Here is a 14,586-nt window from a genome sequence, read left to right on the forward strand (position 1 = left end):
TTAAGGCAGATTAGTATAGGGAGGAAGATAGATATGTTTGCAAAATCAGATGTTTCAAGAAATAAGTGTATGTTGTTTAGTGGTTTTGCTTTCAATGGATATGATTGGTGGTGGCATAATTTCACCGGAATCAATGAGAAGACTGGAGAGAAGAAGACATTTTTTATAGAATATTATCTTTGTAATCCAGGACATGGCCGCAAGGAAGCAGTACTTGGCCAATTAGAGGCTAACAAGAACAAGGGAATTAAGCCTTCATACCTTATGGTTAAGGCTGGATGCTGGGGCGAGGACAGCCTTGAACTTAATAAATTTTATGGCTGGGGTGAGATTGCAGTTTCAAGATCTGTGCCATATTCAATTAACTGTAAGGATTGTTTTGCTTCGGAAAATAGCATCACAGGTATGATAAGCATCGATGAGCAGACAGCTAAGGATCATCCAGAATATATGACAGATGCCGGTTCTATGTATTGGAATCTTAAGGTGTCTAAGAATTTGCCATTTAATGTGGGTTACGGAGCTAGTAAGCTCTTTAGAGACCTAGAGGCCTTTGAGATGTATTGGCATGTAGAAGGCATGAGAACTTTATTTGACGGAGAGGTAGTGCTTAATGGAGTGACTTATAAGGTTATTCCTAACAAATGTTACGGTTACGCAGATAAGAACTGGGGACGCGATTTTACAAGCCCTTGGCTTTGGTTGTCCTCTAACAATTTAAAGAGTAGATTAACAGGAAAGAAATTAAAGGGTAGTGCCTTTGACATTGGGGGAGGCTGCCCTAAGATATATATGGTTTCACTTAAGAGAAAGCTCCTTGGAGCCTTTTATTACAGAGGAGAAGAGTATGAATATAATTTCTCAAAGTTTTGGGATAAGGTTCATACAAGATTTAGATTCTATGAGACAGAAGATGCTGCCTATTGGTATGTTGCCCAGGAAAACCTTGATTCTGTTATGATTACAAAGGTTAAGTGCCTTAAAAAGGACATGATTTATATTAATTATGAGTCACCTGATGGCATGAAACGACATAACAAGTTATTAAATGGTGGAACTGGAATTGGTAGAATTAAGCTCTATAAGAAGCTTGGTGGCAAGTTAAAACTCATAGATGATATTGATGCATATAATGTAGGTTGCGAGTACGGAGAATATGATAAATAAATAGTTAATTATTTATCAAAAACCACAATTTCTATTTAAATTTATAGACAAATGTGGTATTATCCTAAAGTATACGAATTTAAGAAATTTGGAGGCAAATGATATGAGTAAGAAGCCAGTTTTATTAATGATTTTAGATGGCTATGGTTTAAGTGATATTAAAGAAGGAAATGGTATTGCAGCAGCAAATACTCCTGTTATGGATGGTTTAATGAAGAATTATCCATTCGTTAAGGGTTATGCTTCAGGTCTTGCAGTAGGTCTTCCTGATGGACAGATGGGTAACTCAGAAGTTGGTCATCTTAATATGGGTGCTGGTAGAGTCGTTTACCAGGAATTAACAAGAATTACTAAGTCTATTGAAGATGGAGATTTCTTTACTAATGAAGCCCTCCTTGATGCAGTTAAGAACTGCAAGGAGAATAATTCAGATCTTCACTTATACGGTCTTTTATCTGATGGTGGTGTTCATAGCCACATTACACATCTTTTTGCATTACTTGAACTTGCAAAGAAGAATGGTTTAACTAATGTATACGTTCATGGCTTCATGGATGGACGTGATACACCAACAGATGGTGGTAAGGGCTATATTAAGGCTGTTTGTGATAAGATGGCAGAACTTGGTGTTGGTAAGTTCGCTACATTAAATGGTCGTTATTATGTAATGGATAGAGATAACAGATGGGATCGAGTTGAAAGCTCATATAAAGCTTTAGTTAACGGTGAAGGTGTTAAGGCTACTGATGTTAACGAAGCTATTGCTAAGTCTTATGCAGATGGCAAGACAGATGAATTCGTTGAGCCTACAGTAATCGTAGGAGAAGACGGTAAGCCAGTTGCAACAATTAAGGATGGCGATTCAGTAATCTGCTTTAACTTTAGACCAGATAGAGCTAGAGAAATTACAAGATGCTTCTGTGATGATGATTTCACGGGTTTTGAAAGAGGAGCAAGAAAGAACGTTAAGTACGTTTGCTTCACAGATTATGATGTTACAATTCCTAACAAGGAAGTTGCATTTAAGAAGGAATCATATGTTAATACATTTGGTGAATTCTTAGCTAAGAATGGTAAGACACAGGCTAGAATCGCTGAAACAGAGAAGTATGCACATGTAACATTCTTCTTTAATGGTGGTATTGAAGAGCCGAACGAAGGTGAAGACAGAATCCTTGTTAAGTCACCTAAGGTTGCTACATATGATTTACAGCCAGAAATGAGCGCTCCAGAAGTTTGCGAGAAGTTAGTTGGTGCTATTAAGTCAGATAAGTATGATGTAATCATTGCTAACTTTGCTAACCCTGATATGGTTGGTCATACAGGTGTTATGGACGCTGTAGTTAAGGCTATTGAGACAGTAGATAACTGTGTAGGTCAGGTTATTGATGCTATTAAGGAAGTCGATGGTGTTGCATTTATCTGTGCTGATCACGGTAACGCTGAAAAGCTTATTGATGAGAAGGGTGATGTATTTACAGCACATACAACTAATCCAGTACCATTTATCTTAGTTAACTATGATGAGAATTATACTTTAGCTGAAGATGGTAAGCTTTCAGATATTATCCCAACTCTTATTGAGATTATGGGTATGGAACAGCCAGCTGAGATGACAGGACATTCTCTTCTTGTAAGAAAGTAATTGTACTAGATTTATAAGCTAAGATTTTCTTAAGGCAAAACATAAGAATATCCTCGAGTCAAAAATGTATTATGCATAGACAAAGCATGACCTCTTTTGATTAGAGACTAACTATAATATTATTAAGTTTTTATTAGAATTTATATTGCGCAGCAACTTTTATTATGATAGAATAAACTCGTTGCTGACTTAATCAGCTAGGAGGTGTTATAGATGTTTGGTATGTCATGGGCTGATACAATTAGAATTTTCTTGATGGGTATCTTTATTTTAGTAGGAATTGCACTTACAATTTTAGTACTTATGCAGGAAAGCAAGCACAGCGGTTTGTCAGGTACAATCAGCGGTGTGGCCGATACATATTGGGGTAAGAATAAGGCTCGTTCAATGGAAGGCAAGCTTGTTTTAATCACAAGAATCCTTGTTATTGTATTTATTCTTATTGCAGTAGTATTAAACATTAATTTTTAGATTATTTAGCACTCTTAAGTTAATCTTAAGAGTGCTTTTTATCTACTAATCGAATTTAGAGGTATATATGAAAGACGAAATTTTTAAAGAACGTGAAGACATGCTTGAGGACTTAATTGTTCGTAATGAATTCTATGTTCCAATGAAAACTAAAGAAATAGCTATTTTACTTAATGTTCCTAAGGAAGAGAGATATCTTTTACAGGAGGTACTAGATTCCTTAGTAAGCCAGGGCAGAATTGGAGTTACTAAGAAGGGCAAGTATATTAAGGTGGAGAATGTAGCGTTGATAGGTACATTTACAATGACCAATAGAGGCTTCGGCTTTGTAACTATAGAGGGCAGAGAGGACGACATTTTCATAAAATCTTCAGATACACTAAATGCCTTCCATATGGACAAGGTTAAGCTTGTTATTACAAGTGAGAAGAAGGGCGACAGACATGCTGAAGGTAAGATTGTAGGTATTGTTGAGCATGGAATCACACAGATTGTAGGTACATATCAGAAGAGCAAGAATTTCGGCTTTGTAGTACCTGATAATAATAAGATTTCAGTAGACCTTTTTATATCAAAGGAATATAGTAATGGCGCCGTAGAAGGTAGCAAGGTTGTTGCTAAGATTCTTAATTATGGTAAGCCAGGTAAAAGTCCTGAGGGACGCATAGTTGAAGTTATTGGTCATATTAATGATCCAGGAACAGATATTATGTCAGTTATTCGTGGATACGACCTTCCAATGGAATTCCCTGAGGAGGTTAAGAAGGAATTAAAGAATATTCCTGATTTTGTAGATGAGAAAGACAAGGCTGGTAGAGTAGATTTAAGAAATCTAACTACTGTAACTATAGATGGTGAGGACGCTAAGGACTTAGATGATGCTATTACTTTATCTAAGGAAGGGGATATTTATAAACTTGGCGTTCATATTGCAGATGTAAGTCATTATGTAACAGAAGGCTCTGCTCTTGATAAGGAAGCTCTTAAAAGAGGAACTTCCGTTTATCTAGTAGATAGAGTTATTCCTATGATTCCACATAAATTATCTAATGGTATTTGTTCTTTAAATCAGGGAGAAGATAGACTTGCTCTTTCTTGTCTTATGGATATTGATAGTAAAGGTAATGTGGTGGGACATCGCATTTGCGAAACATTGATTAATGTTGATAGAAGAATGAGTTATACTTCTGTCAAGAAGATTATTTTAGATAAGGATGAGGAAGAAACTAAAAAGTATGCGGATTTCGTGGATATGTTCTTCCTTATGGAGGAGTGTGCTAGTTTACTTCGTAAGAAGAGATTTAGCAGGGGTTCAATTGATTTTGACTTTCCAGAGTCAAAGATTGAATTAGATGCTAAGGGACATCCAACAAAGATTAGTCCTTATGAGAGAACTACAGCTAATAAGATAATTGAGGATTTCATGCTTATTGCTAATGAAACTGTAGCAGAGGACTTCTTCTGGCAGGAGTTACCATTCCTTTATAGAACTCATGAGAATCCAGATCCTGAGCGTATTATGAAGTTATCTACTTTTATTAATAACTTTGGACATTCTCTAAGAGTTTCAGAAGAGATGCATCCTAAGGAAATTCAGAAGTTACTAGCTAAGATAGAAGGTAGTGAGGAGGAAATTCTAATTAGTAGACTTACTCTACGTTCTATGAAGAAGGCTAGATACACAACTGAGTGTATTGGACATTTTGGCTTAGCAGCTAAGTATTATTGTCACTTTACATCACCTATTAGAAGATATCCGGATTTACAGATTCATAGAATTATTAAGGAGAATCTACATGGTGGTTTGGACAAGAAAAGAATAGACCATTACGATAGAATTTTAGGAGAAGTGGCTGTTCAGACTTCTAATACGGAAAGAAGAGCAGATGAGGCTGAGCGTGATACTGATAAGATTAAGATGTGCGAATATATGCAAGACCATATTGGAGAAGTATATGAAGGTGTCATATCTGGTGTTACATCTTGGGGTATTTACGTGGAATTACCTAATACTATCGAGGGTATGGTTTCTTTAAATAACATGAATGGTTATTACATTTATGATGAAAATCATTATGAAATGGTAGAACAAACTACTAATAAGACCTATAAGTTAGGCCAGAAAGTTTCAGTAGTTGTAATTGCTACTGATAAATTATTAAAGAATATCGATTTTAAATTCCTTGAGGATTGCTACGAGGATGAAATAAAAAGATAGGAGTATTATATGGGAAAGTCTAGTGAAAGCAGTAATAGACTTGTAGCTAATAATAAAAAAGCTTACTATGACTACTTTATTGAAGAGAAGATAGAGGCAGGTTTAGTACTTCATGGAACAGAGGTTAAGTCATTAAGACAGGGCAAGTGTTCCATTAAGGAGTCCTATATCCAGATTCAGAATGGCGAGGTATTTGCCATTAATATGAATATTACACCTTACGAGAAAGGTAACATTTTTAATAAAGACCCTTTAAGACCTAAGAAGCTCTTACTTCATAAGAATGAAATTAGCAAGCTTTCAGGTCAGATTGCTACAAAGGGTTATACTTTAGTACCTTTACAGGTTTACTTTAAACAGGGTAAGGTAAAGATTGAAATTGGTCTTGCAAGGGGTAAGAAAAACTATGATAAACGTGAGTCTATTGCAAAGCGAGATCAGGAGAGACAGGCTCAGAAGGAATTAAAGTCTAGAAATTTAAGATTTTAGTATTAGATTTATTACTTGGTTTTAGGAAAATGTATTAAGAAAATATACTTTAATGCTATGAAACAATAGTGAATTCCTTGACAGAACTGTCTAGGAATGTTAATATTTTTTATGCTAGTTTTGGCTTTTGCCATTATTAGGAATGGGATAAGATTTTTAATAATTTACTAGTGTAAAATCTGGGGCTGTAAAGGTTTCGACGGGGATTTTGAAGCTGGTGAAGCTATCCGCAGGGTGATGCGTTAAATTCCAAATTAAATATAAACGCTGAAGAAAATTTAGCAATCGCTGCCTAATGGCAGCAGTCTGACCTAGCGAACCTACGCGCAAGGACCCAGGCTTCGAATTAGTAGGAAACGACCTAGCCAAAGCTTTGAGGCTAGTGGGCGTATTATGAAGCTACCAAGCATTAGGGCGCGTTAACTTGCCTTACTGTGAGGGAATTAAACTATAGTTAACTATGATAGTAGAAGAACAGTGAATGGGTTTTCGGACAGGGGTTCGACTCCCCTCAGTTCCATAAGAGTTATGGTAAAGATAAGTGCTAGTAAATTAGCACTTATTTTTTTATGCAAAAAAAGGAGATAGAGATATTATGGATTTTATTAAAGGACAAATTGCTAAACTCATATTAAGATTTGGTTTAAGAAATGTTGTTATTGGTGCAGTTTCTTCTGTAGTAGCTATAGCTGGAATTACTACAGGAACTGTTATAGCAATAAATAATTTTACAAATAATACAAGTAAGGTGCAGGAAGAGACTAGTGAAAATGCGGATTCAACAGAGAATCTAGAATCAAACGAAGAAAGCAGCGAAGAAGCTACTGAAGAGTCAACAGAGACTACTACAGTAGATAGTTCAACTATTGTTTCTAATAATGCTAAATATACTAGTGAAGAGTTAGAGGAAATTGCTAATGATACTAGCGAAGATCCTGTGTATCAGTCAGACTCAGATACAGGTACTGCAACTGCAACAACAGTTAGTCAAACTACAGCTTCTTCTTCAGAATATGCATTAGGTATTGATGTATCGAAATATCAGGGCAATATTGACTGGTCAAGTGTGGCAAGTTCTGGCATTGATTTTGCTTTTATAAGAATCGGTTATAGAACTTTAGTTTCTGGTGTAGTTTGTGAGGATCCTTATGCAGAATATAATATTAAGCAGGCTCTAGCTAATGGACTTAAGGTAGGCGTGTATTTTTATTCAACAGCTACTACTGAGGCAGAAGCTATAGAAGAGGCTAATTGGGTACTTGCTAAATTAAGTGAATATGGCGTTTCAATTAATCTAGGTATATCTTTTGACTATGAAGGATTTGCAAATAGTTCTAATCGAATTTATGGACTTTCTACAAGCCAAAGAACAGCTAATGCCATGGCTTTTTTAAATAAGATTTCTAGTTCAGGTTATACAGCGATTTTTTATAGTAATACTTATAGCTTAAATAATTATTTAAATAAATCTACTATTTCAGCAAGCTATAAGATTTGGGTGGCTCAGTATTTACCTTCGGTATATCCTGATACTACAAACCCTTCCTACTCTGGTGCATATAGCTTCTGGCAATATACTAATTCAGGTAGTGTAAGTGGTATATCAGGAAATGTAGATTTAGACGTTTGTTATTATTTATCAAGATCAGGCTCAACAATTTCTTCAAGCACTGAAACGACTAAAGCTTCAACTACTACACAATCTAGTGATTCTAGTTCTACTAGTGAGACAACTCAGCAAGCAAGCTCAACTACAGCTGGTTCTTCTTCTGGATTAGTAACTGTTACAGTAGATTCGGTAGAATATAGTTTGCCGGTTTCTTATACAACAAGCTCGGGTACTTTGTTTACATTTTCTTTATGCGAAGCAGCCACATATACACCTAAGGTAGAGTTAAATCTTAGAACTAGCCCTGAACAGGATACAGATAATGTGGCTACAACTATAGCTAATGGAACTAATGTGGTGGTAGTGGCTACAACAAGTTATGGTTGGGCACAGGTTATTTATAATGGAAATGTATATTATTGCGTTTACAGTTATTTGACTAGTGTGTAAAAAAATTTTTGAAATGACACATGAAATACACAAGTTTATACTAGAATACAATTGTTAGTCTTGTTAAATTAATTGCCATTTCAGACTCATAATGATAAAATAAAATTAGATTTTAACGTGAAAATATTTAATTTTATAGTATGAGGGGCAGAATATGGCTGAAGGAAAAGAGATTAGCGCTGAGGATGAAGAGTTAAGAAAAGCCAGAAAAAAAGCCAGTGACAATTATAATAAAGCCAAGGAAAAGAAGGAGAAAGCCTTTGTAGTTGGCGGTTATAATTTTAGGACAAGTCAGGAGGCTGAGGCAGCTAAAGACGAGATGGCAGCTATAAAGTATTTGTCATCAAAGACGGACTCAAAAGATCCAAAGCAGGTGTTTATTCTTTACAATAAAATAATTGACAGACAGCTATTTACAACCTCTTTAGGTATTAGCTACCTAAAGAATTTGCAGCAGTTCCTGTATCAAAGTCCAAGTGTTCCTAACGACAGAATTAGGCCAATTCCTATTAAGAGTGATACTCAGGCTGAGATAGACAGGCGAAGAGAGAAGGTAATGCACAAGTCAGAAATTCATGAGCTTACCATTTTAGTTGCAAAGTACCGCAATAAATATATAAAAAGCCTAATTGTTATAGGCTTTTTTGCTGCAGTTATAATAGCTATGTTTGTCATTGTAAATACTGGAACCAATACTAATATTGTGAATTACGAAATTAGTATTCAGGATAAATATGCAAGCTGGGCGCAGGAATTAGAATCTAAGGAAGCTTATTTAAAGCAGAAGGAATCTGACCTAAATAAGCTTCAATACGAGTTAGAAAGTGCATCCATTAAGGCAGGCGTTTATTCTGATGAAGACGAGGTTAAGGGCGAGAGCGAAAGCTCTAATGGAGAATTAGATATTAGTAATGAAAATGAAAGCAAGCCCGAAACTACAAAACCAGAGTAGAGAATAATTAATTAAGAAGATTACAATTGATAAACTTAGGAGGACTTATTAATGGATAAGGTTAGAATCTTAATGGTAGATGATGAGAGCAGAATGAGAAAGTTAGTTAGCGATTTCCTAACTAAGGCAGGCTACGAAGTCTTAGAGGCAGCAGATGGAGAAGAGGCCATTGATGTTTTTTATGAAAATAAAGACATTTCCCTTATTATTCTTGATGTTATGATGCCAAAGATGGATGGTTGGGAAGTTTGCAAAACAATTAGAAAAGATTCTAAGGTGCCAATTATTATGCTTACAGCAAAGGGCGAAGAAAAAGATGAGTTACAGGGCTTTAAGGTAGGCGCTGACGAATATATCAGCAAGCCATTTTCACCAAAGATCCTTACAGCTAGAGTAGATGCCATAATTAGAAGAACTTATGGCGTGGATAATAGCGAAAGTGTTGAGATTGGCGGCATTGTCATTGATAAGGCAGCACATATTGTAAAGATAGATGGTGAGGAAATTGACTTAAGCTTTAAGGAGTTTGAGCTTTTAAGTTACTTTGTTGAGAATAAAGGAATTGCATTATCAAGAGAGAAGATTCTTAATAATGTTTGGAATTACGACTATTTTGGTGATGCAAGAACAATTGATACCCATGTTAAAAAGCTCCGTAAGAAGATGGGTGAAAAAGGAGATTATATTAAGACAATTTGGGGCATGGGCTACAAATTCGATTTTTAACTCAGTCGGAGTACGGTATATTAAATAGAGGCAGGAGAAGAAATGGGTATACATTCAATTAGATTTAAAATAACCCTGTTATTAGTTGCGATTGTTGCAAGCTTGATTGTTTTGTTGCTTGTAATAAATGTTGCATTTGCAGAAAAATTTTATATAAGTGGCAAGCAGGAGACCATGAGTGAGACTTATGACAAGATAAATGAGATAATGCTTCAGTACGATGATGGAGATATATCTAAGTCAACTATGATGGCAGAGCTTGATGGATATGTTTCAGGAAATGCCATGACAGCTCTTGTGGTTGATAGCAGCTGGTCTACAGTTTATGTAAGTAATTCTTCAGGAGATGACAGACTCCTTCAAAGACTTATGTTAAGTATTCTTACTGGTGGTTTAGAAAATGCAACAGATTCTTCTAGTGAGAATGCAACGGAGGCTGAGAGCCAGTCAGAAGACAATACAGAGAATAAATCTGGTTCAAGCAATAAAAATGAGCCTCCTGCAAAGGATGTTCAATCTTCAGGTGAGGGCGGCTATAAGCTAAACTATGATAAGTTTGATAGCGAGACAAGCGAGGTTTTGCAGGAAAACAGTAACTATACAATACAGAAGATTTACGATTCTGTCATGGCTGATTACTATCTTGAATTATGGGGAACTCTTGATAACGGAGACTCTATAATTGTTAGATTGCCAATCCAGAGTATTAAAGATAATATTGAAATTTCCAATACATTAATTCGCTACGTAGGATTAACTGTTTTAGTTATAGGTGTAATTGCTGTGTTTATTTTCTCAGCTTATATTTCAAAGCCAATTAAGCAGTTAGCACATATTTCTGAGCGTATGGCAGAGCTTGATTTTGATGTGCGATATACAGGAAAAGATAAGGGCGAGGTTGGACTTTTAGGACATAGTATGAATAACATGTCTGCTAAATTAGAGGATAACATCTCAAGGCTTAAGTCAGCTAACCTAGAACTTAAAAGAGATATTGATAAGAAGGAGCAGATTGAAAAAATGCGAACAGATTTCTTATCAAATGTATCTCATGAGTTAAAAACACCAATTGCTTTAATTCAAGGTTATGCAGAAGGCTTAAAGGATGGAATTGCAGACGATAAGGAAAGTAGAGATTTTTATCTTGATGTAATTACTGATGAGGCCAATAAGATGAGCGTTATGGTTAAGAGATTATTAACCCTTAATCAGCTAGAATTTGGCGATGATGAGTTAGTGATGGAAAGATTTAATATAAATGATCTTTTACAGTCAGTAGTTAATGCAAATTCTTTAAGAGCAAAGCAAAATGATATAAAGATTATTTACGAATCATCCGATATAAATATAGACGTATGGGGTGATGAGTACAAAATCGAAGAGGTAGTGACAAACTATATTACTAATGCGATTAATCACTGTGCTAACGAAAAAGAAATTAGGGTCAAACTTGAAAGACCTGATGATAAAAATGTGAGAGTATCCGTATTTAACACAGGAAATCCAATACCTGCCGAAGATATTGATAGAATTTGGGAAAAATTCTATAAGGTAGATAAGGCAAGAACTAGAGAGTATGGCGGTAACGGAATTGGCCTTTCAATTGTAAAGGCTATTATGACATCTATGGGCAAAGGATATGGAGCTAGGAATGTTTCTAATGGAGTAGAGTTCTGGTTTGATTTGGATTGTGACGCAAAGTAGCAGTCCTTAAGGAGGGGCCACATGAAGAAAAAGATTCTAGTAAGTCTAATAACTGTATTAGCCTTTTTACAGATTCAAGGCTGTAGTGGAGATGTAACAATAACAGATGAACAAGAAGATATTATAAGCCAGTATGCGGCTGGAGTTATGCTTAGATATTCCTATGAAAATGAGTGGAAATACACTAAGTTATACGATGCCCTTTACGGCTATCATAAGTCAACAGAATCAGAGACTGAGACATCTAGTTCTAAAACTACGACTGAAATAGAGTCAACAACTCTAAGTTCAGGCTCTAGTTCAGGTTCATCAGGCACAACTACTACAACTACGGCAGCAGCAAGTCTTTCAGATACTTTGCCAACTGCCCTTGGTCTAACTTCATGTAGCATAACTTATAGTAAATATTCGGTAGGATCTAGTTATCCTCTAAATCAGGATTCAATCTATGTTCCTGCTGAGTCAGATAGAGTAGTTGTAGGTGTGGAGTTTACTATTGTAAATAATTCTTCAGCTGCAATTACAGCTAATACAACAAATGCTGGCGTATTAATGAAATTAAAGGTGTCAGGCACAAGCTATACAAACTATGCCACACTATTAAAAAACTCTCTCCTAACCTTGTCAAATGTGACAATTAATGCAGGAGAGAGCTATACAGCAGTTGTATTATTCCAGATTCCAAGTGAATTAGAAGGAAGCGTAGCTTCCTCAACCCTTACAGCAACAAAGGATGGAGAAAGCTTAGGTTCCATAACACTTAAATAAAACCTATATAAAATTTAATTAAAGTCTGGGCCAAGAACTTTTTCTTTAGTGTAGGCTTGAACTTCAAGATTATTGAGCTGCTTTGAAAAGGCAGCTCTTTTTGATGGTGTAAATCCAGGACCATGTCCATTATATTCAAAGTAATTTACAGTTTCATGAGATTCTGGCTTATTCCAGTCACAGAAACCTTCCTCAATAACTTGATCTGAATATTCACAATCAATAAATACAGCTTTAGCATAAATTCTCCAAGGTCTTGATAAAGAAACAGTATGCTTAGGACAGTTACCTGTTAAGATACATTTGTTAAAGACATAGCCATACTTAGATTCTTCGTAAGTTGAAGGGGCTGTGTAGTAGCTATTAATCTTCTCATTTCTATCAAGAGCGTAGAGAGTACAGCGGTTAAAATAGCAAACAGCACTACCAAAGATAAAGTCAACTTCACCTTCAATATAGCAATCCTCATATAACTGATGAACAATTCTTCTCTCGGCATCCATTGTAGGGCCTGTAAAGCCGCCTACTTCTCTTTCTGCCTTTGGAAGTGGACCTGTAAATAAAGTATCCTGATGACCATACATGGCACAGTTCTTAAATGTAATCTTATCCCCTTCAGCGTAAACTGCTACGGCCTGGCCAACCATTTTTCCAAAGCCAGCCTCGTTTTTAAATGTAATATTAGTAGCGTGGAAATTGTTAGCATTTACCATGAAAGTGTAAGATCTAAAAGTGCCGCGCTTAATACCATCCTCTAAAATCTCGTTAGCATAGTAGCTCTCAGTAATGATAACGCCGTCTCTTGACTCACCAATTAAGCTAACATTGTCCTTTAAAATTTCTACTCTTTCCTTGTAGACTCCATTTTTAATAAAAATTGTAACGCCCTTTGAAGTGTCCTTAAGGGAGTTAATGGCTTCCTGAATGGAAGTAAAATCACCATTGTTGTTAATATCAACTGTAATCATATTTTTTCCTCTTTTTTTAATTTTTAGGCTTAACCTTTATGTCTAGAATACGCTCATAGTCTATATTTGTCTAGACATTAGTGCTTAAAAGAAGTATACTTTAGCGGTAGGATTTTTTGATATGGAGTAAATGTAAATGATAAGAATAGTTGAAGATTTTAGGGATGTAGACACATACCTTGCTTTAAGAGAGCAGGTAGGTTGGGTGCAGTTAACTAGAGAGCAAGCTAAACTTGCTATTAATAATTGTCAAAAGGTATTTACAGTATTTGACGGTGATAGGGCAATAGGCATGGGAAGAATAGTTTCTGATATGGCAGTAATTAGCTATATTCAGGACTTGATTATTGTGCCAGAGTATCAAGGCCAGCATTTAGGCAGTTACCTCCTTAATACCATGATTGAGTACGTGGATTCAATTAAGCTTGAGGGTAGCCAGATGATGCTATGTCTAATGTGCGCTAAAGGAAGAGAAAAATTTTACGAAAGACACGGCTTTATAGCAAGACCAACTGAGAAACTAGGTCCTGGTATGATTCAGTATCTAAGAAATGATTAAAGTTTCTCATTAACTTATACAAATATAGAAGATTTTTAATCGAGGGCAGTAAAATGCCCTCGATTTTTTGTGCAGTTTGCATAAAATTTAACAATGATTATTACGATTTTTCGATAAAATATAATAGGATGTGTTGCATTAATAAAACATGTATGATATTCTTTATTTACTGGGAAACTAAAAAACTAAGAGAGGTTTCCTAATAGAATATAAATAAAATAAGGGCACTGGGATAGAAACGCAAAATTGATAAAGGAAAGGAAGAGAAAAAATGGACATTAACGAAATGAAGAAAACAAAGATTGCTATTATCGATGCCACTATTGAGGAATTTAACAATAAGGGTATGAAGTTTACTATGGACGAGCTTGCTAAGAGACTTCATATGAGTAAGAAGACTATTTATAAGATCGTGGATGATAAGAATGAATTAGTTATTGATGCAATTAACTATTGTTTTGACTTAGTAAAGAAGGAAGAGGCAAGAATCATTAACGATCCTGACCTTGATATTGTTGAAAAGCTCAAGAGAACAGTTATTTGTATTCCAGACAGATTTACTAATTTAGATTGGATGAAGGTTTCAGAAGCAGTTGCAGCCTATCCAAAGATTTATGAGCAGTTCAAATTAAGAATTGACAATGATTGGGAACCTACTTTTAAGCTAATTGATGAAGGTGTTAAGCAAGGTAAGCTTAGACCTATTAATAAGGAATTATTTAAAATCATGGTTGAAGCTGGTTTTGAAGGAGTTTTAAAAATTAGAAACGAAGGCAATACAGAGCTTAGCTATCAGGAATCACTTGAAGAGATGATTAGCATAGTAATGGTAGGAATCGAAATAAAGTAAGAGGGATTAA

The 14,586-nt window shown here is 35.5% G+C and carries 13 protein-coding genes and 1 other RNA gene; 13 read left to right on the forward strand and 1 reads right to left on the reverse strand.

What is annotated here, in order from left to right; translation table 11 throughout:
* Nucleotides 1-33: 33 nt before the first annotated feature.
* The 11 genes from G600_RS0103010 (at nucleotide 34) to G600_RS0103055 (ending at nucleotide 12,199) form a co-directional block, all read left to right on the forward strand.
* Complete coding sequence (locus tag G600_RS0103010; RefSeq protein WP_027430606.1) at nucleotides 34-1,167, forward strand: tocopherol cyclase family protein; 1,134 nt, start codon at nucleotides 34-36, stop codon at nucleotides 1,165-1,167.
* A 103-nt stretch (nucleotides 1,168-1,270) separates the two neighbouring features.
* A complete protein-coding gene (gene gpmI, locus G600_RS0103015; protein WP_027430607.1) occupies nucleotides 1,271-2,812 on the forward strand; it encodes a 2,3-bisphosphoglycerate-independent phosphoglycerate mutase in 1,542 nt (513 codons plus the stop codon).
* Nucleotides 2,813-3,025: 213 nt separating this feature from the next.
* Nucleotides 3,026-3,283: a preprotein translocase subunit SecG gene (secG, locus tag G600_RS0103020; protein ID WP_027430608.1), complete on the forward strand. Its 258-nt coding sequence runs from the start codon at nucleotides 3,026-3,028 to the stop codon at nucleotides 3,281-3,283.
* Between the two features lie 67 nt (nucleotides 3,284-3,350).
* Complete coding sequence (gene rnr, locus G600_RS0103025) at nucleotides 3,351-5,501, forward strand: ribonuclease R (RefSeq protein ID WP_027430609.1); 2,151 nt, start codon at nucleotides 3,351-3,353, stop codon at nucleotides 5,499-5,501.
* Nucleotides 5,502-5,510: 9 nt separating this feature from the next.
* Nucleotides 5,511-5,990 (forward strand): SsrA-binding protein SmpB, encoded by a 480-nt coding sequence (smpB, locus tag G600_RS0103030; RefSeq protein WP_027430610.1) that lies wholly within the window; start codon nucleotides 5,511-5,513, stop codon nucleotides 5,988-5,990.
* Nucleotides 5,991-6,171: 181 nt separating this feature from the next.
* Nucleotides 6,172-6,513: a transfer-messenger RNA gene (ssrA, locus tag G600_RS15380) on the forward strand.
* Nucleotides 6,514-6,585: 72 nt separating this feature from the next.
* Nucleotides 6,586-8,049, forward strand: a complete 1,464-nt coding sequence (locus G600_RS14920) for a GH25 family lysozyme (protein ID WP_051195338.1) — start codon at nucleotides 6,586-6,588, stop codon at nucleotides 8,047-8,049.
* A gap of 154 nt (nucleotides 8,050-8,203) precedes the next feature.
* Nucleotides 8,204-9,001, forward strand: coding sequence for a hypothetical protein (locus tag G600_RS13640; protein ID WP_207637192.1), 798 nt, complete (start codon nucleotides 8,204-8,206; stop codon nucleotides 8,999-9,001).
* A 51-nt stretch (nucleotides 9,002-9,052) separates the two neighbouring features.
* The gene (locus G600_RS0103045; RefSeq protein WP_027430611.1) at nucleotides 9,053-9,727 is read left to right on the forward strand and encodes a response regulator transcription factor; all 675 of its coding nucleotides are present in this window, start codon (nucleotides 9,053-9,055) and stop codon (nucleotides 9,725-9,727) included.
* 42 nt (nucleotides 9,728-9,769) lie between these two features.
* A complete protein-coding gene (locus G600_RS0103050; RefSeq protein WP_034245382.1) occupies nucleotides 9,770-11,431 on the forward strand; it encodes a sensor histidine kinase in 1,662 nt (553 codons plus the stop codon).
* 21 nt (nucleotides 11,432-11,452) lie between these two features.
* Entirely contained in the window at nucleotides 11,453-12,199 is a 747-nt protein-coding gene (locus G600_RS0103055) for a hypothetical protein (RefSeq protein ID WP_027430613.1), read from the forward strand.
* Nucleotides 12,200-12,213: 14 nt separating this feature from the next.
* Here G600_RS0103055 and G600_RS0103060 read toward each other — a convergent pair whose 3' ends face one another.
* Nucleotides 12,214-13,167, reverse strand: coding sequence for a pectinesterase family protein (locus G600_RS0103060; protein ID WP_034245385.1), 954 nt, complete (start codon nucleotides 13,165-13,167; stop codon nucleotides 12,214-12,216).
* Between the two features lie 136 nt (nucleotides 13,168-13,303).
* Here G600_RS0103060 and G600_RS0103065 point away from each other — a divergent pair, with 136 nt between their 5' ends.
* Both G600_RS0103065 and G600_RS0103070 read left to right on the forward strand, forming a co-directional pair.
* Nucleotides 13,304-13,726: a GNAT family N-acetyltransferase gene (locus tag G600_RS0103065; protein WP_027430615.1), complete on the forward strand. Its 423-nt coding sequence runs from the start codon at nucleotides 13,304-13,306 to the stop codon at nucleotides 13,724-13,726.
* A 271-nt stretch (nucleotides 13,727-13,997) separates the two neighbouring features.
* Complete coding sequence (locus tag G600_RS0103070) at nucleotides 13,998-14,576, forward strand: TetR/AcrR family transcriptional regulator (RefSeq protein ID WP_027430616.1); 579 nt, start codon at nucleotides 13,998-14,000, stop codon at nucleotides 14,574-14,576.
* Nucleotides 14,577-14,586: the final 10 nt, after the last annotated feature.

Source organism: Lachnospira multipara ATCC 19207, from assembly GCF_000424105.1.
Lineage (GTDB): Bacteria > Bacillota > Clostridia > Lachnospirales > Lachnospiraceae > Lachnospira > Lachnospira multipara.

Bases quoted from the DNA above. Each gene is read 5' to 3' on its own strand.
- gpmI (WP_027430607.1), top strand. From the start codon at position 1,271: ATGAGTAAGAAGCCAGTTTTATTAATGATTTTAGATGGCTATGGTTTA.
- G600_RS14920 (WP_051195338.1), top strand. From the start codon at position 6,586: ATGGATTTTATTAAAGGACAAATTGCTAAACTCATATTAAGATTTGGT.
- G600_RS0103070 (WP_027430616.1), top strand. From the start codon at position 13,998: ATGGACATTAACGAAATGAAGAAAACAAAGATTGCTATTATCGATGCC.
- smpB (WP_027430610.1), top strand. From the start codon at position 5,511: ATGGGAAAGTCTAGTGAAAGCAGTAATAGACTTGTAGCTAATAATAAA.
- G600_RS0103055 (WP_027430613.1), top strand. From the start codon at position 11,453: ATGAAGAAAAAGATTCTAGTAAGTCTAATAACTGTATTAGCCTTTTTA.
- secG (WP_027430608.1), top strand. From the start codon at position 3,026: ATGTTTGGTATGTCATGGGCTGATACAATTAGAATTTTCTTGATGGGT.
- G600_RS0103010 (WP_027430606.1), top strand. From the start codon at position 34: ATGTTTGCAAAATCAGATGTTTCAAGAAATAAGTGTATGTTGTTTAGT.
- G600_RS0103045 (WP_027430611.1), top strand. From the start codon at position 9,053: ATGGATAAGGTTAGAATCTTAATGGTAGATGATGAGAGCAGAATGAGA.
- G600_RS13640 (WP_207637192.1), top strand. From the start codon at position 8,204: ATGGCTGAAGGAAAAGAGATTAGCGCTGAGGATGAAGAGTTAAGAAAA.
- rnr (WP_027430609.1), top strand. From the start codon at position 3,351: ATGAAAGACGAAATTTTTAAAGAACGTGAAGACATGCTTGAGGACTTA.
- G600_RS0103050 (WP_034245382.1), top strand. From the start codon at position 9,770: ATGGGTATACATTCAATTAGATTTAAAATAACCCTGTTATTAGTTGCG.
- G600_RS0103060 (WP_034245385.1), bottom strand. From the start codon at position 13,167: ATGATTACAGTTGATATTAACAACAATGGTGATTTTACTTCCATTCAG.
- G600_RS0103065 (WP_027430615.1), top strand. From the start codon at position 13,304: ATGATAAGAATAGTTGAAGATTTTAGGGATGTAGACACATACCTTGCT.